Below are 17,702 nucleotides of genomic sequence, written 5' to 3'. Positions count from 1 at the left end.
CCACGGCCCGCGCCGGGTACCGGCTTTCGGGGGAGGCTCAAGGCGGGACGGACGGCGGAGAGGAGCTTCGGGCATGGCCGGTGACCCGGGGGAGCGGACGACGGGACGCGGCCGGGCCGCCCGTACGGCGACGTGGTGGCAGCGGGCCCGGGCCTACGACGGACACGAACGGCACACGGTGCTCCTCATCGGGAAGAGCACCGTGGCCGCCACCATCGCCTGGCTGATCTCCTACCAGCTCCTGCACGCCCGGTCACCGGCCTTCGCGCCGTTCTCCGCGGTACTGATCATGCAGGTGACGGTGTATCAGTCCCTGCACCAGTCGCTGCGCTACATCGGCGCGGTGGTCGCCGGAGTGGCGGTGCAGGCGGTGCTGGGGTTCGCCGGCGGACCCCAGCTCGCCACGTTCGCCCTGGTCGCGCTGATCGCCCTCACCCTCGGCCGGTGGCCGGCCCTGGGCAGCCAGGGCAATCAGGTCGCCACCGCGGCCTTCTTCGCCTTCGCGACCTACACCTCCGCCACCACCTACCTCGACCGGGCCGCCCAGCTCGGGCAGATCGTCCTGCTCGTCCTCATCGGCTGCGCCGTGGGCCTCGCGGTGAACGTCACGCTCGTCCCGCCGATGCGCTACCGCAGCGCCGAATACGCCCTGCGCGCCCTGGCCCGTACCCTCGACGACCTGTTCGCCGACATGCACCCGCTGCTGCGGCAGGGCGAGCTGGACGCGGAAGCCACGCAGCGCTGGCGCACCCGCGCGGAACAGACCGGAGAGCTGATCGACCAGGCCAGGGCCGGTCTGCGCACCGCGCGGGAGAGCCTCTACTACAACCCGCGCCGGCTGCTGGGCCGCCACCGCGGCCGGACCGGCTTCGAGGGCTACCGGTCGGTGCTGGCGGCGCTGGAGCGCGCACTGCACCACGTCGCCTCGCTCGTGCGCAGCCTGGACCAGTGGCGGGACGCCGAGGACCGCTACCGCCACCGCGATTTCCTGCGCGCCTACGCGGACTTCCTGGCCTCCCTCTCGACGCTCACCCAGCTCCTGAGCGGGCTGGACGAGGACCTGGTGGCCGCCCAGGCCCGCGCACTGGGCGCCGCGGCCGAGCGGGCCCGGGAATGCCGCGGTGCGCTCGCCGAGCAGGCCGCGCGGGCCGGCCTGCCGCTGGCCGACCCGACCCGCCCCTACGGCGTGCTCGTCATCGAGGCGACCCGTCTGATGCAGGAGTTCTCGTACCTCACCGACGTCATCGGCTCGCTGCCCCGAGTCGCGGGCGAGGGCCCGTCGCGGTGAAGTAGGAGGAGGGGCGCGGCCAGCTCGGGGGCACCCCTACGGCCTCGGGGGAGCAGAGGAAAGGGAGCCCGAGATGGACCACGCCGGAACCCCTGGGGAACCACACGACGCGCCGGACAACCCGCCGCCCGCGGCCGGCCCCCCGAAGCCGCCCCCCGAGCCCGGCGGGGCCCCGCCCCCGACCGGCCGCGGCAGGCCCATGAAGCTCACCGAGATGGCCCGGCGCAAGGCGAAGCAGGCCATGGAGAAACTCAAGCCGCACGAGGGCAAGGGCCACGGAGAACCGCACACCTAGCCAGGGGTCTCTCCGCGCTGACCGCACGCCGACGCGCGTGTCGACCGCCGGCGGACCCCGCCGCGGGCCGGGCCCGGCTCAGGCCCCGGGCAGCAGCGGGTCGTCCGCCACGCGGGCGCCCGGCAGACGGAGGTCGGCGGCGATCAGGGCCGCGTCCACATCGCGGGTACCGGTGGAGATGCACAGCGTGTACGCGAGGTCGTCCATCCGCTGCCGCACCTCCTCGGTGCCGCGGTCCGCGTGCAGCAGCTCCAGCGTCCGGTACTCGTCGGCGATCCCTTGCAGCACTGCGGGGTGGGCCAACAGCATGGTGGTCTCCTTCCGTCGGCCGTCCGGGTCCACGGCTGCTCGTGCCCGTTCGCCGACGGTCCACACCTGTGCCGCCACCCGTCCCGCCGGAGCCTCAGCCCCGCTGGTTGAAGCGGCCGGCCGCCCGCTCGTTGAGCACGCCCAGCACCCTGCGCAACCGGCGGGCGGGCGGCTGCTCCTCCGCCTCGACCCGGTAGCCCTCCGCCGTCCCGGTGCCGCCGTCACGGGGCAGTACCCGGCCCACCGCCGACACCAGCCGGGTGGTGAGCACCGGCGCCACGCCGTGCGCCACGGCGCCCAGTTTGGCCGCCGGGGTGAGCACGATCCGGGGCCGCCGCCGCTGCACCGCGCAGACGATGCGCTCGGCCGCCCGCTCGGCGTTCATCGACAGGACGGGCGCGCCGGCCAGCGCCTGGAACCAGGCGTACTCCCGGCGCCGGTCGCCGCCGAACCGCGCGTGCAGATGCGATCCGGTCCGCATCAGCCCGGGATGCACCCCGGTGACGGTGACCCCGTACGCGGCTTCCTCCGCGTGCAGCCCCTCGGCCAGCGCGGCGACCGCCGACTTGGCGCACGAGTACGGCAGCAGGTGCGGCACCGCCAGCAGGCCGCCGACCGACCCGACGAGCGCCAGCCGGCCGCCCGCCGGACTGCGCCTGAGGTGCGGCAGGGCGGCGAACGCGGTGTTCAGGGCGCCGTGGAAGATGGAGTCCAGGGCGTCCCGGAACCCTTCCACGCCGAGGGCTTCGGCCGGGCCGACCTGGATGATGCCGGCATTGGCGATGACGATGTCCAGCCTGCCGTTGTCCCGCGCGATCTCCGCCAACCGCTCCTGGACCGCGGCGCCGTCGCGCACGTCGCACACCACGCCGCGCACCGCGCCGCCGCCCGGCCGGCCGAGCTTGCCGACCGCCCGGTCGAGTTCGGCCGCGTCCCGTGCCAGCAGGACGACGTCGCAGTCCCGGCGCAGCAGTTGACGGGCCATGAGCAGACCCAGTCCGCGCGAGCCGCCGGTGACCACGGCGGTGAGTCCTTCGATCGAGGGAGCGGCCGGCAACACCCGCATGAGGAGCCCTTTCGTCGAGCCCGTTGCCCGTGAGGACGAGGGCTCCGGCCGCCTGTCCGTGTGGCGTCGAAGAGCCCTCGCTGTGGCGTGCGTGCGGACGCGCGGCGGGACCGGCGCATCGCGGAACGGCCCGTGCGCGTCGCCCCTCCGACGCTACCCGGAGGCGTTGCGGTGCGCATGTGCGCCGGGCGGCGGCCGCGGATCCCGCCGCCCCGTTTCACCGGCCGCGCCCCGGGCACCCGGCTCAGGGACCGGGCGGAGCGGCCGGGCGGCGGCCACCAGCCGTTCGGTTACCGCGGGACGCATCCGGCTTAATCGCGGCGGATCGGGCATGGGCGGCCGGGCGCACCGGGAATTCGTCCTGCGCGCGATTCCGGCGTCCGCCGCACCGCGCCCTGTGCCGACGACCGGCGCGACCGCACGCATGGCAGCGGTCTCCGTACCGCAGCAAGAAAGGAATGACGGCTCATGCAGATTGCTTTCCTGGTAGCGCCCGAGGGTGTGGAGCAGGTCGAGCTGACCGGCCCCTGGCAGGCGGTTCTGGATTCGGGGGACGTGCCCCATCTGGTGTCCACCAAGTCCGGCCGGATCCAGGCGTTCAACCACCTCGACAAGGCCGACACCTTTCCGGTGGACCGGACGGTGGACGCGGTCGACGTGTCGGAGTACGGCGGCCTGGTCCTGCCCGGTGGCGTCGCCAATCCCGATGCGCTGCGGATGGACAAGAACGCGGTCGCCTTCGTGAAGAGCTTCTTCGACCGGGGGCGTCCGGTGGCGGCCATCTGCCACGCAGCCTGGACGCTGGTCGAGGCCGATGTGGTGCGGGGCCGCACCCTGACGTCCTGGCCGAGTCTGCAGACCGATATCCGCAATGCCGGCGGCACCTGGGTGGACGAACAGGTCAAGGTCTGTACGGCGGGCGACAACACGCTGATCACCAGCCGTAAGCCGGCCGACCTCAAGGCGTACTGCGCCACCTTCGTCACGGAATTCGCCCAGGCGGGAAGGGCGGCCTGAGGTGGCGGACCAGAAACAGGAGCAGCGCCGCGCGCATTTCGCGGACGATCCTGCCGCCGGTCCGCTGACCACCGACCAGGGCGTGACCGTCGACCACACCGACGATTCGCTGCAGGCCGGTGAACGCGGCCCGACGCTGATGGAGGACTTCCACTTCCGGGAGAAACTCACCCGCTTCGACCACGAGCGGATCCCGGAGCGGGTGGTGCACGCCCGGGGCGCCGGCGCCTACGGCTACTTCCAGCCGTACGAGTCCTGCGCGGAGTTCACCCGGGCCGCCTTCCTCCAGGACCCGGGCGTGCAGACGCCGGTGTTCGTGCGGTTCTCCACGGTCCAGGGGCCGCGCGGTTCGGCGGACACCGTGCGGGACGTCCGTGGATTCGCCACGAAGTTCTACACCTCGGAAGGCAATTACGACCTGGTCGGCAACAACATGCCGGTCTTCTTCATCCAGGACGGCATCAAGTTCCCGGACTTCGTGCACGCGGTGAAGATGGAGCCGCACAACGAGATTCCCACCGGGGCGTCCGCGCACGACACCCTGTGGGATTTCGTCTCGCTCCAGCCCGAAACCCTCCACATGATGATGTGGCTGATGTCGGACCGGGCCATTCCGCGCAGTTACCGGATGATGCAGGGCTTCGGCGTGCACACCTTCCGCTTCGTGAACGCGCAGGGCAAGGGCACGTTCGTGAAATTCCACTGGAAGCCCAAGCTCGGGGTGCACTCGCTGGTCTGGGACGAGGCCCAGGAAACGATGGGCCGCGACCCGGACTTCAACCGCCGCGACCTCTGGGACATGATCGAGGCCGGGGAATATCCGGAATACGAACTCGGCGTCCAGCTCGTAGCGGAGGAGGACGAGCACTCCTTCGACTTCGACCTCCTCGACGCCACCAAAATCATCCCCGAAGAGCTGGTGCCGGTGCGGCCCATCGGCCGGATGGTGCTCAACCGCAACCCGGACAACTTCTTCGCGGAGACCGAACAGGTCGCCTTCCACACCGCGAACGTCGTGCCCGGCATCGACTTCACCAACGACCCGCTGCTCCAGGCCCGGAACTTCTCGTACCTCGACACCCAGCTCATCCGGCTGGGCGGGCCCAACTTCCCCCAGCTGCCGGTCAACCGGCCGCTCGCGCCGGTCCGCAACAACCAGCGGGACGGCTACCACCAGAGCCGGATCCACCAGGGCACCAGCTACTCGCCGAACTCCCTCGGCGGCGGCTGCCCGGCCCTCGCCGGCGCCGACGAATCCGCCTTCCGGCACCTGACGGAGCGGGTCGACGGGCAGAAGATCCGTAAGCGGAGCCCCAGCTTCACCGATCACTACACCCAGGCGGCGCTGTTCTGGCACAGCATGGCCGACTGGGAACAGCAGCACATCATCGACGCGTTCCGCTTCGAACTGGGCAAGGTCAACGCCAAGCAGGTCCGCGAACGCACCGTCGGCGAGCTGGCGCACATCGACCACACCCTGGCCTCCAAGGTCGCCGAGGGCCTCGGCATTCCCGCCCCGGAGGCCACCGACACCCCGCGGCCCACCCCGTCCCCGGCGCTGAGCTTCGAGAACCTCAAGGGCGACGGCTCCATCCGCAGCCGCCAGATCGCGGTCCTGGTCAGGGACGGCGTGGACGCGCAGCAAGTGGGCGGGCTGAAGCAGGCGTTGGGGGAGCAGGGCGCCTTCGTCGAGGCCCTGGCGCCCCAGGACGGTGAGGTCTCCGGCGCCTCCGGCAGCCTCTCGGCGGACCGGGCGCTGCCGACCGTGGCCTCCGTGCTCTACGACGCGGTGGTGCTGCCCGACGGCGGCCTCGGGGCCGGCGACACCGTGGCCGACGGCGCCGCCCGCCGCTTCGTGCTCGACGCCTACCGGCACGGCAAGGCCATCGGCGCGCTCGGCTCCGGGATCGAGGTGCTGAAGAAGCTGCTGCCCGACCAGGTGCGCACCGCCTCCGGGGGTGCGGAACCGGTGAGCGACCAGGGCGTGGTGACCGCCGCCGCGAACGGTGACGCCTTCGCCCGTGCCTTTGCCGAGGCCACCGCCGCCCACCGGCACCGCAACCGCCCGCCGGCGAGGATCTGAGCCGGCACCGGGAGCTCCGGCCCGGCCCCCCGTCCCGGCGGCCGCCCGGCCGCCGGGACGAGGCCGCGTCAGCCGATCCGTGCCCCGGTCTTCGCCAGGGCCTCGGTCACCGGCTGGTAGAGGCTCACCCCGCCCGCGGCACAGCTGCCGCGGCCGCCGGAGGTCAGCCCGAGCGCGGTGTCCCCCTCGAAGAGCGGACCGCCGCTGTCCCCGGACTCCGCACAGACCGAGGTCTGGATCAGCCCCTCGACGGTCCCCTCCTGGTAGTTGGCCGTCACGTTGACCGCGGTGACCTCCCCGTCGTGCACATGGCTCGTGCTGCCGCTGCGCCGCACCTTCTGGCCCACGATCGGGTCGGCGGCCCGGGCGATGTGCTGCGCCCCGCCGCTGTAGAGGTTCACCTCGCTCGGGTGCGCCATGTCCGCGGCGGTGTACCGCGCGATCCCGAAGTCGTCACCGGGGAAGCTCCCCGCCTCCGACATCGCGATCGGGGGGCCTTGCTGGGTGGCGGACCAGAGCGGCACCGCGTGCGTGCAGTGGCCGGCCGTCAGGAAGTACGGCTGCCCGCCCTTGGTGACGTTGAAGCCGAGCGAACAGCGCGCGTCGGGGCCCCAGATGGCGTCCCCGCCGGCGATCAGCGGCTCGATGGTGTCCGGCGACAGCTGGATCACCGCCCGGTCGCCGAGCGAGCCGGCGACCGCCTTGAGCCGTTCCAGATCCTCCCCCCGGACGGTGCGGTCGGCGGTGACGACCACTTTGTTGATCTTCGGGTCCATGGCCCAGGAGGTCCCGGGGATCGAGGCGTGCTCCTTGAGGGTCGCCCGGGCCGCGTCCAGCGATGCCAGGGAGTGCTTGACGATCCTCGCCTCGGCGCCGGCCGCCCGGGCCTTGCCGGCCGCCTCCTCGGTGGTCACGTTCACCACCAGCTTGTGGTTGTCGGGGTCGTAGTAGGAACCGGCCCCGGCCGCGCCGAGCGAGGAGCTGATGGCCACCGCCCGTTCGGCGGCGGCGATGGCCGACGGGGGGCCGGGGGCCCGGGCGGTGTGCGCCTGGGCGCTCTGCAGGGCGAGCAGGGGAGCGATGGCCAGGGTCACCACACCGACGCCGGCGAGGACGGAACGAGGCGTGGGTACGCGCGGATGCTTCAACACAAAACCTCTCGCTGGGGAGCGGGCCAGCAGCGGGTCTCCGTCATGCGCACGCCTCAAGGGCTACTGGCGCCACAGGCGGGCCGAAGGGCCGGGCGAGGCGCGCGGGGTGTCTACTCTCCCTGCCCGTGCACCACCCCCGGCCGCCCACACTTCTCCAGGAATCACCTGTACGGACGGGTGAACGGACCGCGCCGCGGGGCCGTCACCTCCGTCCTCGCCGCCGTGCTCGTGTTCGGCGCGCTCGTCCTGCCGGACGACCTGATCCGCCTGCCGCCCGGCGCGTTCGTCCGGATCCCGGTGGAGGGGACCGCCGGGGCGGCGCTGCCGCTCCTGCTGCCGCCGAGGCCGCGGCGGACCGTCGCGGTGCTCGCCGGGACGTACCGGTGGCGATCGCTGGGGCCGGCAGCCCGGCCTGCGGCCCGGGCCCAGGACGCCGGTCCGGCGGATGGACGCCTTCCGCGACCGCTTCCTGACCGCCAACGGGCCCCGGTCCGGCTCCGCCCACCAGGCGCGTAAGTGACCCGCGCCCGCCCCCGGAGCGGCCGCCAACCCCCGGCGAAATCAAACCCATTCGCCCCGTTGAGCATTGCTCAGCCGATGCCTATGCTCGGCACGCACCGACGCACATCACGTGGAGTCGGGCCGCACCCCGCCAGGAGCCCGAATGAGCTTCAACCTCGCCATCGCTCTTCGTGAATCCCGCCGGAACCACCCGGACAAACCCCTGTGCCACCACGGCTCGCGGACCACCACCTACGCCGGGGCCGACGAGACCTCCGGCCGGATCGCCGCGACCCTGCGCGCGCTGGGCCTGCGACGCGGTGACGTGGTCGCCGTCCACCTGCCCAACGTGCCGGAGTTCCTGTTCGCCTACTTCGGCATCCTCAAGGCCGGCCTGGTCATGGTCCCGCTCAACCCCCTGCTCAGGACCCCCGAGATCGCCTACCACCTCACCGACTCCGGGGCCCGGCTGCTCCTGACCCACGAGGGCTTCGCCGACGAGGCGGTCAAGGGCGCCGAACTCGCCGGCGGCGTACCGGTGTACGTCGTTCCGGGGCCCGGCAGCGCGCGGCCGATCGCCGGCACCCGGCCCTACGACGAGCTGACCACCGCCGACGACACCGGTGAGATCGCGCCGGCCGACGCCGACGACACCGCCGTCCTGCTCTACACCAGCGGCACCACCGGCCGCCCCAAGGGCGCCGAGCTCACCCACTTCCAGCTCTACATGAACTGCACCGTCACCGGCGAGGTGTTCGGCTGCCGCCCCGACGACGTCGCCCTCGCGGTGCTGCCGCTGTTCCACGTCTTCGGCCTCTCCGGCGTCCTCAACCTGGCCGTGCGGTACGGCGGGACGCTCGCCCTGGTCCCGCGCTTCGAGACCGGTGCGGTCCTCGACGCGCTCGAACGGCACCGCTGCACGATCTTCGCCGGAGTCCCCACCATGTACACGGCCCTCCTCCAGGCCGACACCTCCCACCGGGACCTGTCAGCGCTGCGCGTCGGGGCCTGCGGCGGCGCGCCGATGCCGGGCGAGACCATCCGGGCCTTCGAGGAGAAGTTCCCCGGCGTGGCGGTCCTGGAGGGCTACGGCCTGTCCGAGACGGCCAGCACCGCCACCTTCAACATCAGTGTCGAGCAGCGCAAGGTGCTCTCCATCGGCAAGCCGATCTGGGGCGTGGAGGTGCGGATCGCCGACGACACCGGCGTCGCGCTGCCGCCCGGCCCCGACCACGTGGGCGAGATCCTGATCCGCGGCCACAACGTCATGAAGGGCTACTTCCGGCGTCCCGAGGAGACCGCCGAGGCGCTGCGCGACGGCTGGCTGCACACCGGGGACCTCGGCTACCAGGACGACGACGGCTACTTCTTCGTCGTCGACCGCAAGAAGGACCTGATCATCCGCGGCGGCTACAACGTCTACCCGCGCGAGGTCGAAGAGGTCCTCTACGCCCATCCGGGCGTCGCCGAGGCCGCGGTCATCGGCCGCCCCGACGACCGGCTCGGCGAGGAGGTCGTCGCCGTCGTCGCGCTGCGCCGCGGCACCCACACCACGCCCGAGGAACTCACCGCCCACTGCCGGCAACAGCTTGCCGCGTACAAGTACCCCCGGGAGATCCGGCTCGTCGACGCGCTGCCCAAGGGGCCCACCGGCAAGATCCTCAAGAAGGAGTTGCGCGCCCGGTGACGTGACCACCAGCGCCAGCGTCTCCCTGTCCATGCCTTTGGCATATGCCAATGACGCATGCCGTCATGCATATACAGAAAAGCGGACATAGTATCAAAAAGCGTCTAGGTTGATCCCGCAGGCGGTTGGTGTCCGTCCGGTCACGGGAGGAGGCGGTTCGCCTTGAGCCGCATACACCGCCTGATGACCGCGTATGTCATCTGCGTGATCCCGCCCACCGTGGTCTACCTGACGGTGCCTGCCGCACACACCGTCACCTGGGCCGCCATCGTCCTCGGCAGCGTCTGGGCCATCATCGCCGGGATCCGCATGCACCGGCCGGCCCACGCCTGGCCCTGGCTGGTGCTCGCCGCCGCGAACGTGGCCTTCGGCGCCGGTGACACCACGTACAACGTGCTCAACACCTTTCTGCACCAGGACAACCCGTTCCCCTCCCTCGCCGACGTCTTCTACCTGGCGACCTACCCCCTGTTCGCCGGCGGGCTGCTGGGCTTCATCCGCTACCGCCGGACCGGCCGCGACGTGGCGAGCCTGCTGGACGCGATGATCCTCACCTCCGGCCTGGCCCTGCTCTCCTGGGACTACCTGATCAACCCGTACACCACGGCTCCCGACATGACGTGGGTGCAGCGGACCATCTCGATCGCCTATCCCCTCGGCGACGTGCTGATGCTGGCGATGCTGGCCCGGCTGCTGACACCCGGCTCCGCGCGGACCCGGGCCGTCCAGTTCCTCACCCTCGGCACCTTCGGCATCCTCTTCTCCGACGTCCTGTACGGGCTCCTCCAGCTCAAAGGGGTCTGGCAGGTGGGCACGCCGATAGACCTGGGCTGGGTGGTCTTCTTCACCGCCTGGGGGCTGGCCGCACTGCACCCGTCGATGGTGGAACTGACCGAGCGCATGCCCGTACGCCAGGCGGGCATCCACCCCCGGCGGCTCGTCGTGCTCGCGCTGGCGTCGCTCATCGCGCCGGTGCTGCTCGTCCAGGAGGCCGTCCGTGGCGACCTGCACGACGTGCCCGTGATCGCGGTGTTCTCGGCCGTGCTCTTCCTGCTCGTGTTCGCCCGGTTGTCGGGACTGGTCGTGGTGCACCTGATGGCCGTGACCCGGGAACGCGGCCTGCGGGTGGCGGCCGCCGCGCTGGTGTCCACGTCCGGCGTCGAGGAGATCGCCCACTCGATCCGCCGGGCGGCCGGACCGCTCTTCGGCCCCGGGGTGGGCCACGAGGTCGCCCTGCTGACCCTCGGCCCCGGTGAGACGCGGCTGCACACCGTGCCCACCGCCACCCGGCCGCACACCTGGACCGTCGACTGGCAGGACGAGTCGGCCGACGCCTGGCGCCCCCGGCTCCTGGCCCGCGAGACACAGATCGTGCGCGTCGCCGACCTCGGCACGCAGGCCGCCGCGGAACTCGCCCCCCTGCCCAGCGCCCTGCTCTGCCCCCTGGCCGTCAGCAACGGCCCCGCCGGGGACTCCCTGATCGGCGCCCTGATCGTCGCCGGCACCGAGAAGAGCCTGGCCGAACGGTGGGGCTCCTTCGAGACCCTCGCCGCGCAGGCGGCCCTGGCGATGGAACGCGTCGCGCTCGGCCAGGAGATCAACCGGCGCAACAGCGAGGCGTACTTCCGCACCCTGGTGCACAACACCTCGGACGTCATCCTCATCCTCGACGACGACAACGCCATCCGCTATGCCAGCCCGTCCGCGGAGGGCATGTTCGGCCGCACCCCGCTCAACGGAGTGCGCCTCACCGAGCTCATGGCCGAGCAGGACGGTGAACGCGCCCTGCGCGCCCTGGCCCGGATGCGCGAGGACGACTGTCAGGACAGCCGCGACGACTGGCAGGTCCTGCGCCGCGGCGGCGCACGCATCGACGTCGAGGCCCGGTGCAGCAACCTGCGGCACGACCAGACCGTCCACGGCCTGGTCCTGACCCTCCGGGACGTGACCGAGCAGCGCAAACTCGAACGCGAACTCACCCACCGCGCCTTCCACGACGCGCTCACCGGCCTGCCCAACCGGCTGCTCCTCCTGGAGCGGATCGAGCGCGCCCTGCTGCGCGGCCGCCGCGACGGCACCGTCCCCTGCGTCCTCTTCATCGACCTCGACGACTTCAAGGTCGTCAACGACACCAGCGGCCACTCCGTCGGCGACGAACTGCTGATCGCGGTGGCGCGACGGCTGACCGGAACGCTGCGGGCCAGCGACACCGCGGCACGCCTGGGCGGCGACGAGTTCGGGGTGCTCATGGAAGGCGTGCGCGAGCCCGCCGACGCCGAAGCGCTCGGCGAACAGGTCGTACAGAACCTCAACCAGCCCTTCCGGCTCTCCGCGCAGATGGTCAGCACCTCCGCCAGCGTGGGCATCGCCACCGCCCGGGACAGTGCCGACGCCGAGGAACTGCTCGGCCACGCCGACCTGGCCCTGTACGCGGCGAAAACGGCCGGCAAGCGGCAGTGGCGCCGGTACCAGGCGGGGCTGCACACCGGCATGCTCGAACGGCACGAACTCCGGTCCCGGCTGGAGGGCGCGCTGGACGCGGAGGCGTTCGACGTCCGTTACCAGCCCATCGTGGAGATCGAAACCGGCGCGCTCGCCGGCTTCGAGGCGCTGGCCCGCTGGCCGCACGCCCGGCGCGGCGCGGTGACGCCCCATCAGTTCATCGCGCTCGCCGAGGAGACCGGGCACATCATGCCGCTCGGCGCCTGGGTGCTCCAGCAGGCCACCGCCAACCTCGCCCGCTGGCAGCGCGAGCTGCCCCGGCCGGACCCGCTGCACATCAACGTGAACGTCTCCGCCCGGCAGTTCCGCGACCCCGGCTTCCTCGACGAGGTCCGTGCCGTCCTCGGCGCCACCGGAGTGGCCCACGGCTCCCTCGTACTGGAGCTGACCGAGACCGTCCTGATGCACTCCGACGAGCAGATCCGCGCGGTGATGGGGGCGCTCAAGGATCTCGGCGTGCGCATGGCGATCGACGACTTCGGCACCGGCTTCTCGTCGCTCAGCTATCTCCGGGAATTCCCCATCGACCTGCTGAAGGTCGACAAATCGTTCATCGACGACATCGGTGTCGACACCCAACAAGTCGCCCTGGTCGAGGGTATTGTGCGCATCGCCGACACCCTGGGTCTGCAGGTCATCGCCGAAGGCATCGAAGAGGACGTGCAACGGGACCGGCTCCTGGCCATGGGGTGCCGGTACGGGCAGGGCTATCTGTTCGCCCGCCCGATGACGGTGGACCAGGCGGAACAGCTGCTGCGGAGCACGGTCGAGAGCCGGGCCCCGTCCCTGGCCGGCAGCGCGGCGACCAGCCCGGTATCCCGCCGGACCACCGCACCCTCAGACCCACAGCGCACCGGTACCCGCCGGTCCGGGGCGGAGGAGGAACACGTGCACAAGGCACTGAGGACAACCGGCGGAGCACGACGCGATCCGCGGTGGGGCGAGCTCGACCGCCTGCGGCAGACCAACCCCATGTGCGACGCGGTCATCGACGAGGTGGACGGCCGGCACCTGCGCAGCGGCGACCACTGGCTCATCGACTTCGCCTCCTGCAACTACCTGGGCTTCGACCTCGACCCCGAGATCATGGCCGCCATCGAACCGCAGGTCCGGCGCTGGGGCACCCACCCCAGCTGGTCACGGCTGATCGGCAACCCCCGGCTCTACCCCGACATCGAGGAGCGGCTCACCGCGCTGCTCCACGCCCCGGACAGCCTGCTGCTCCCGACCATCACCCTCATCCACGCCTCCGTGATACCGGTACTGGGCGGCGAGGGACACATCTTCGTCGAGGCCCGCGCGCACCGCACGGTCTACGACGGGTGCCTGGTGGCCCGGGGCCAGGGCGCCACGGTGCAGCGCTTCCACGCCGACCGGCCGGACGAACTGGAGGTCCTGCTGCGCTCGGCGCCGCGCGGAGCCTCCCGCCTGGTGTGCCTGGACGGCGTCGACAGCATGACCGGAAACCTCCCCGACCTGCCCCTGCTCGCGGGCATCTGCCGGCAGCGGGACGCCCTGCTCTACATCGACGACGCGCACGGGTTCGGCGTCATCGGCGAGCGCGGCACCGACGAGACCTCCCCGTACGGCAGCCGGGGCAACTGCATCGTGCGGCACCTCGACGAGACCTACGACGGCATCGTCCTGGTCGGCGGCTTCTCCAAGGCGTACTCCTCGCTGCTGGCGTTCCTGGCCCTGCCGACGTGGCTGAAGAACCACCTCAAGGTCGCCGCCGCGCCGTACCTGTACTCCGGGCCGTCCCCCACGGCGTCGCTGGCCACCGCACTCGCCGGCCTCGACGTCAACGACCGGCGCGGGGACACCGTCCGCGCCGCCCTGCACCGCAAGACCGCCCGCATCCTGGACCACCTCTACCTGCTGGGCATCGAGACCCCCAACGAAAGCGGACTGCCCATCATCGAGCTCCCGCTCGCCCGCGACTCCGACCTGGACGACGTCGGCCGGTTCATGTGGGACCGCGGCATCTACGTGACGCTGGCGGCGTACCCCCTCGTCCCGCGCAACCGGGTGGGCATCCGCATCCAGGTCACCGCCGCGAACACCGACGACGACATCGGCCGGCTCAACGAGACGATCTCCGCCCTGGCCGAGCGGTTCGCACTCCGGCAGAGGACCTGAATGCGCGTCATGGAGGATGCGGGCCGGGCCCGCCGGGTACGGCTGCTCACCCCGCTCGCCCACCGCGACTTCCGGGTCCTGTGGATCGGGATGAGCATCTCACTGGTGGGCGACGGGGTACTGCTCGTCGCCCTGGCCTGGCAGGTCTACACACTGTCCGGCTCGCCCGGCGCGATGTCCGCGGTCGGCGTGGCACGGGCCGTCCCGCAGGTCGCCCTGGTGCTGCTCGGCGGCGTGGTCAGCGACCGCTTCGACCGCCGGCGCACCATGCTGATCAGTGACCTCGTCCGCTTCGTCTGCCTGCTCACACTGGCCGTCCTGGCCCTCGGCGACGCCCTGGAGCTGTGGCAGCTGATCGTCGTGGTCATGGTGTACGGCGGCGCCGCCGGCTTCTTCCCCCCGGCGTACGACGCCGTCGTGCCGACCCTCGTCCTGAAGTCCGAACTCGTCCAGGCCAACGCCCTCGACCAGTTCGTCCGCCCGGCCGCCGTCCAGATCGGCGGTACCGCGCTGGGCGGCATCCTGGTCGCCGGCATCGGCACCGGCGGGGCGTTCGCGTTCGACGCGCTCACCTTCGCCGTGTCCGTCGGCTGTCTGCTGTGCATCCGCCCCAAGCCGCCACCGGCCGGCGCCCGCGGCTCGCTCTGGGCCGACCTGCTCAGCGGACTGGCGTACGTCCGGGCCAACAGCTGGCTCTGGGCCACCTTCGTCTCCGCCACCTTCGCCTACCTGCTCTTCCTCGGCCCGGCCGAGGTGCTGCTGCCCTACCTGGTCAAGAACGGGCTGCACGGCTCCGCCGCGGACCTGGGCGTGGTGCTCACCAGCGGCGGACTGGCGTCCGTGCTGGTCGCCCTGGCCGTCGGCCAGACCGGGGTACCGAGCAGGTTCATCACCTTCGTGTACGTCTCCTGGACGCTGGCCACGCTCGCCGTCGCCGGGTACGGCCTGGCCACCCACTCCTGGCAGCTGGCGGTCGCCTGCGCCGCCGTCAACGGCTTCGAGACCGCCGGCCTGGTCGCCTGGGCCACCGCGAAGCAGCGGCTCGTACCCGGCGCCCTGCTCGGCCGGGTCTCCAGCGTCGAATGGTTCGTGTCGATCTCCCTGCTGCCGCTGTCCTACGCCCTGGCCGCGCCGGTCGCGGCCGCCGCCGGCGTCCGGGCGACCCTCATCGGCGCCGGCGTCCTCGGAGCCGTCGTCACCTTGGTCTTCCTCTACGTACCGGGCGTACGCTCGGTGGACCGGGGCAGTGCGCCCCGCACCGCGAAAGAGGGCACATGAAGGAGCCCGCCGAACACCCGCCGGGTCCGGTCCGCAACGACGACGCCGACTGGGACCACTGGCCGGTCCAGGACTACCTCGCGGAGAACTACCGCGAGATCCACCCCTGCGACGCGGCCGTCATCCGGCACCACTCCGCCTTCTACCGCCGGTTCGCGCCGGGCAGCATCGCCCGCTCCCTGGAATTCGGCGCGGGCCCCAACCTCTACCCGCTGATGCTGGCCGGCGCCGCCAGCCGGCAGGTGGACGCGGTCGAGCGCAGCGCGGCCAACGTCGCCTACCTGACCGGCCAGCTCCGCCACGGCCCCGACGAGAGCTGGCAGGCCTTCTACGCCTTCTGCCGCGAACTGGACCCCGCACTGCCCCCGACCGCCACCGAGGCCCTGGCCCGCGTCCGCGTACTGCACGACGACGTCCGGACCCTGCCGGCCGGCACCTACGAACTGGCGTCGATGAACTTCGTGGCCGAGAGCATCACCGAGGACTTCGAGGAATTCGCGCAGCTCTGCCACACCTACCTCGCCACGGTGCGCCCGGGCGGCCACCTCGTCGCCTCCTTCATGGAGAACATGCCGACCTACCGCATCGGCACCGCCCCCGAATGGCCCGGCTGCCCGGTCGACGCCACCGTCCTCCGCGAGGTCTTCGGCCCCCGCACCGACGAACTCGTCCTCACGCACGTGGACCCCGACCCGACCCGCCCCGACTACGGCGACACCGGCATGGTGCTGCTCCGCGCCCGCACCCTCGCGAAGCACGGAAAAGCGGAGGCGGGCATGCGGAACGACCGGGCATAATCGGTCAACTGTCCTGTTCCCGGCCCCTGGAGCCCGCCACGTCCGCCGAACCGCCCGAGCCGTATTCCCCGCCGCGCCCGCTGACCTGGGCCGAACTCGACCCGCAGCGCCACCCGTTCACCTTCGACGCGGCCGAAGAGGCCACCGTCACCGCCCTGATCAAGGAGTACGTCCCGCCCGTGCTGTCCGGGATGGACGGGTGGTGGCAGGGCGAGCGCTGGTGCGAGCGCCATATCCACCGGATCTTCCTGGAGCGCTACGGACTCTGGGCCCGGGAGTGGAACTGGACCGTCGGCCCGGCCGGGGGAGTGGTCGGCAGCTGGTGCTGCGGCCCCGTCTCGGTGACCACCCCCGACGAGACCGCCGCCCGGGCCGTCGCCGCCCTCCAGGAGTGGCGAGCCTGGCTGGCGGAACTCGCCGCCCGCTTCGAGCAGTTGGCGCCGCCCCCGGGTGCGACCCCGGAGGAGCGCAGCTGGCACCTGGAGCGGGCGGCGGTGCGGCTGGTGACCCGGGTACTGGACCGCACCGGCGCGGAGAGCGGCTGGTACGGCCAGTGCGCGCTCGCGCTGGAGTGGTTCCTGACCTCGACCGGGATGGACCAGGCGGCCGCGGGTGCGGCGGTGGAGACCGCCATCGGCGGGCGGTTCAGGAGCTGGGCAGCGCCCGGCCCGTCGCTGATCGATGCGGTCGGCGAGGACCTGGCCGTCGGACTGACCGGCCGGCCGCCCTACCGCGACCACCGGGAACACGCCCACCTGGAGGACTTCCATGACCGCCGGCACTCCCGCCACTGACGCGCAGCCGCCCACCGCGGCCACCGACGCGACCGCCGCCTGGCACCGGGCCAGGGCACGGGTCGACTGGGCGCACACCGGCGCGTACGAGGCCACCGGCCCGGTCGTGCCGGCCACGGACGGCTTCACCGCCTGGTGCGAAGGCCCGGTCCGCCGCCGCGACCCGGTCCGCGCCGGGCGGCTGCGGTCCGCCCACGCGCTGGTCCGCGCGGACGCGGCGCGCCGCGCCCCGCTCACCTTCGGCCTGCTGGCCGGCTGGCAGCGCCTGGTCCTCGGCACCCCCGACGCACCGTTCCGGACCGGCGCCGCCTACGCGAAGCACGGCCGCGAACGCTACCCGCTGACCCCGCACACCCGCGCGGACTTCGCCCGCTGCCTGCGCGAGGGCGACGAGGCGGGCGTCCCGCTGCCCGCCCGCGCCGCCCGGACCTTCCTCGACGTGGCCTTCCATCACCCCTTCCCGGACGGGAACGGCCGGGCCGCGCTGCTCGCCCTCACCTTCGTCCTGGCCCGCGAAGGCGTCGTCCTCGACGAGGTGGGTCCCCTCCAGACCACCCGCTACGCCGACGACCCCGACGGCGCCGCCGACCTCGCCGTACTGGTGGGGATCCTGGTCCGGGCGACCGAGCGCCGCGCGGCCCGCCCCCGCATCCGGCCGGACAGCCACCGCGTCCCCACGAAGACCGCCGCCGTGAGCACCAGATAACCCAGCTCCAGGACCGCGGCATGCGCCGGGGCGACGCTCGCCGACCAGCCCGCCGCGCGCTCCCGCCCCTCGAACACCACCCGGTTGAC

14 protein-coding genes are annotated in these 17,702 nt (G+C 72.4%); 11 read left to right on the top strand and 3 right to left on the bottom strand.

Going from position 1 to position 17,702, the window contains the following annotated elements; genetic code table 11:
* Positions 1–73: 73 nt before the first annotated feature.
* Both ACGF4C_RS14715 and ACGF4C_RS14710 read left to right on the top strand, forming a co-directional pair.
* Positions 74–1,288, top strand: a complete 1,215-nt coding sequence (locus ACGF4C_RS14715; protein WP_393566358.1) for an aromatic acid exporter family protein — start codon at positions 74–76, stop codon at positions 1,286–1,288.
* Between the two features lie 73 nt (positions 1,289–1,361).
* On the top strand, positions 1,362–1,583 hold the full coding sequence (locus tag ACGF4C_RS14710; RefSeq protein ID WP_393566356.1) for a hypothetical protein: 222 nt from the start codon (positions 1,362–1,364) through the stop codon (positions 1,581–1,583).
* 78 nt (positions 1,584–1,661) lie between these two features.
* On the opposite strand, the gene ACGF4C_RS14705 is transcribed toward ACGF4C_RS14710, so the two are convergent.
* Positions 1,662–1,892, bottom strand: a complete 231-nt coding sequence (locus ACGF4C_RS14705) for a DUF5133 domain-containing protein (RefSeq protein WP_393566355.1) — start codon at positions 1,890–1,892, stop codon at positions 1,662–1,664.
* 94 nt (positions 1,893–1,986) lie between these two features.
* Positions 1,987–2,958: an SDR family oxidoreductase gene (locus ACGF4C_RS14700; RefSeq protein WP_201802782.1), complete on the bottom strand. Its 972-nt coding sequence runs from the start codon at positions 2,956–2,958 to the stop codon at positions 1,987–1,989.
* Positions 2,959–3,426: 468 nt separating this feature from the next.
* Here ACGF4C_RS14700 and ACGF4C_RS14695 point away from each other — a divergent pair, with 468 nt between their 5' ends.
* A complete protein-coding gene (locus ACGF4C_RS14695) occupies positions 3,427–3,975 on the top strand; it encodes a type 1 glutamine amidotransferase domain-containing protein (protein ID WP_393566353.1) in 549 nt (182 codons plus the stop codon).
* 1 nt (position 3,976) lies between these two features.
* Positions 3,977–6,058: a catalase gene (locus tag ACGF4C_RS14690; RefSeq protein ID WP_393566351.1), complete on the top strand. Its 2,082-nt coding sequence runs from the start codon at positions 3,977–3,979 to the stop codon at positions 6,056–6,058.
* 68 nt (positions 6,059–6,126) lie between these two features.
* Here ACGF4C_RS14690 and ACGF4C_RS14685 read toward each other — a convergent pair whose 3' ends face one another.
* Complete coding sequence (locus ACGF4C_RS14685) at positions 6,127–7,206, bottom strand: S1 family peptidase (RefSeq protein WP_393566350.1); 1,080 nt, start codon at positions 7,204–7,206, stop codon at positions 6,127–6,129.
* 180 nt (positions 7,207–7,386) lie between these two features.
* Between ACGF4C_RS14685 and ACGF4C_RS14680 the strand changes: the two genes are divergently transcribed.
* The 7 genes from ACGF4C_RS14680 (at position 7,387) to ACGF4C_RS14650 (ending at position 17,613) form a co-directional block, all read left to right on the top strand.
* Positions 7,387–7,725 (top strand): hypothetical protein, encoded by a 339-nt coding sequence (locus ACGF4C_RS14680; RefSeq protein ID WP_393566349.1) that lies wholly within the window; start codon positions 7,387–7,389, stop codon positions 7,723–7,725.
* 148 nt (positions 7,726–7,873) lie between these two features.
* Positions 7,874–9,397: a long-chain fatty acid--CoA ligase gene (locus ACGF4C_RS14675; protein ID WP_393566348.1), complete on the top strand. Its 1,524-nt coding sequence runs from the start codon at positions 7,874–7,876 to the stop codon at positions 9,395–9,397.
* Positions 9,398–9,559: 162 nt separating this feature from the next.
* The gene (locus ACGF4C_RS14670; protein WP_393566346.1) at positions 9,560–14,038 is read left to right on the top strand and encodes an aminotransferase class I/II-fold pyridoxal phosphate-dependent enzyme; all 4,479 of its coding nucleotides are present in this window, start codon (positions 9,560–9,562) and stop codon (positions 14,036–14,038) included.
* A 9-nt stretch (positions 14,039–14,047) separates the two neighbouring features.
* Positions 14,048–15,316, top strand: a complete 1,269-nt coding sequence (locus ACGF4C_RS14665) for an MFS transporter (RefSeq protein WP_393566345.1) — start codon at positions 14,048–14,050, stop codon at positions 15,314–15,316.
* Complete coding sequence (locus ACGF4C_RS14660) at positions 15,313–16,113, top strand: class I SAM-dependent methyltransferase (RefSeq protein WP_393566343.1); 801 nt, start codon at positions 15,313–15,315, stop codon at positions 16,111–16,113. Before ACGF4C_RS14665 ends, ACGF4C_RS14660 begins: the two co-directional genes overlap by 4 nt.
* 179 nt (positions 16,114–16,292) lie before the next feature.
* Positions 16,293–16,907, top strand: a complete 615-nt coding sequence (locus tag ACGF4C_RS14655; RefSeq protein ID WP_393566341.1) for a hypothetical protein — start codon at positions 16,293–16,295, stop codon at positions 16,905–16,907.
* A complete protein-coding gene (locus ACGF4C_RS14650; protein WP_393566339.1) occupies positions 16,882–17,613 on the top strand; it encodes a Fic family protein in 732 nt (243 codons plus the stop codon). The genes ACGF4C_RS14655 and ACGF4C_RS14650 overlap by 26 nt, the downstream gene beginning before the upstream one ends.
* Positions 17,614–17,702 lie beyond the last annotated feature (89 nt).

The organism is Streptomyces sp. NPDC048197 (assembly GCF_043202395.1).
In the GTDB taxonomy this organism is placed as follows: domain Bacteria; phylum Actinomycetota; class Actinomycetes; order Streptomycetales; family Streptomycetaceae; genus Streptomyces; species Streptomyces siderophoricus.
The sequence above is the reverse complement of the archived record's forward strand: the minus strand, read 5'-3'. Positions and strand labels throughout refer to the sequence as shown.

Coding starts and splice junctions, on each gene's coding strand:
- ACGF4C_RS14650 (WP_393566339.1), top strand. CDS start 16,882: ATGACCGCCGGCACTCCCGCCACTGACGCGCAGCCGCCCACCGCGGCC.
- ACGF4C_RS14665 (WP_393566345.1), top strand. CDS start 14,048: ATGGAGGATGCGGGCCGGGCCCGCCGGGTACGGCTGCTCACCCCGCTC.
- ACGF4C_RS14705 (WP_393566355.1), bottom strand. CDS start 1,892: ATGCTGTTGGCCCACCCCGCAGTGCTGCAAGGGATCGCCGACGAGTAC.
- ACGF4C_RS14710 (WP_393566356.1), top strand. CDS start 1,362: ATGGACCACGCCGGAACCCCTGGGGAACCACACGACGCGCCGGACAAC.
- ACGF4C_RS14700 (WP_201802782.1), bottom strand. CDS start 2,958: ATGCGGGTGTTGCCGGCCGCTCCCTCGATCGAAGGACTCACCGCCGTG.
- ACGF4C_RS14660 (WP_393566343.1), top strand. CDS start 15,313: ATGAAGGAGCCCGCCGAACACCCGCCGGGTCCGGTCCGCAACGACGAC.
- ACGF4C_RS14715 (WP_393566358.1), top strand. CDS start 74: ATGGCCGGTGACCCGGGGGAGCGGACGACGGGACGCGGCCGGGCCGCC.
- ACGF4C_RS14695 (WP_393566353.1), top strand. CDS start 3,427: ATGCAGATTGCTTTCCTGGTAGCGCCCGAGGGTGTGGAGCAGGTCGAG.
- ACGF4C_RS14675 (WP_393566348.1), top strand. CDS start 7,874: ATGAGCTTCAACCTCGCCATCGCTCTTCGTGAATCCCGCCGGAACCAC.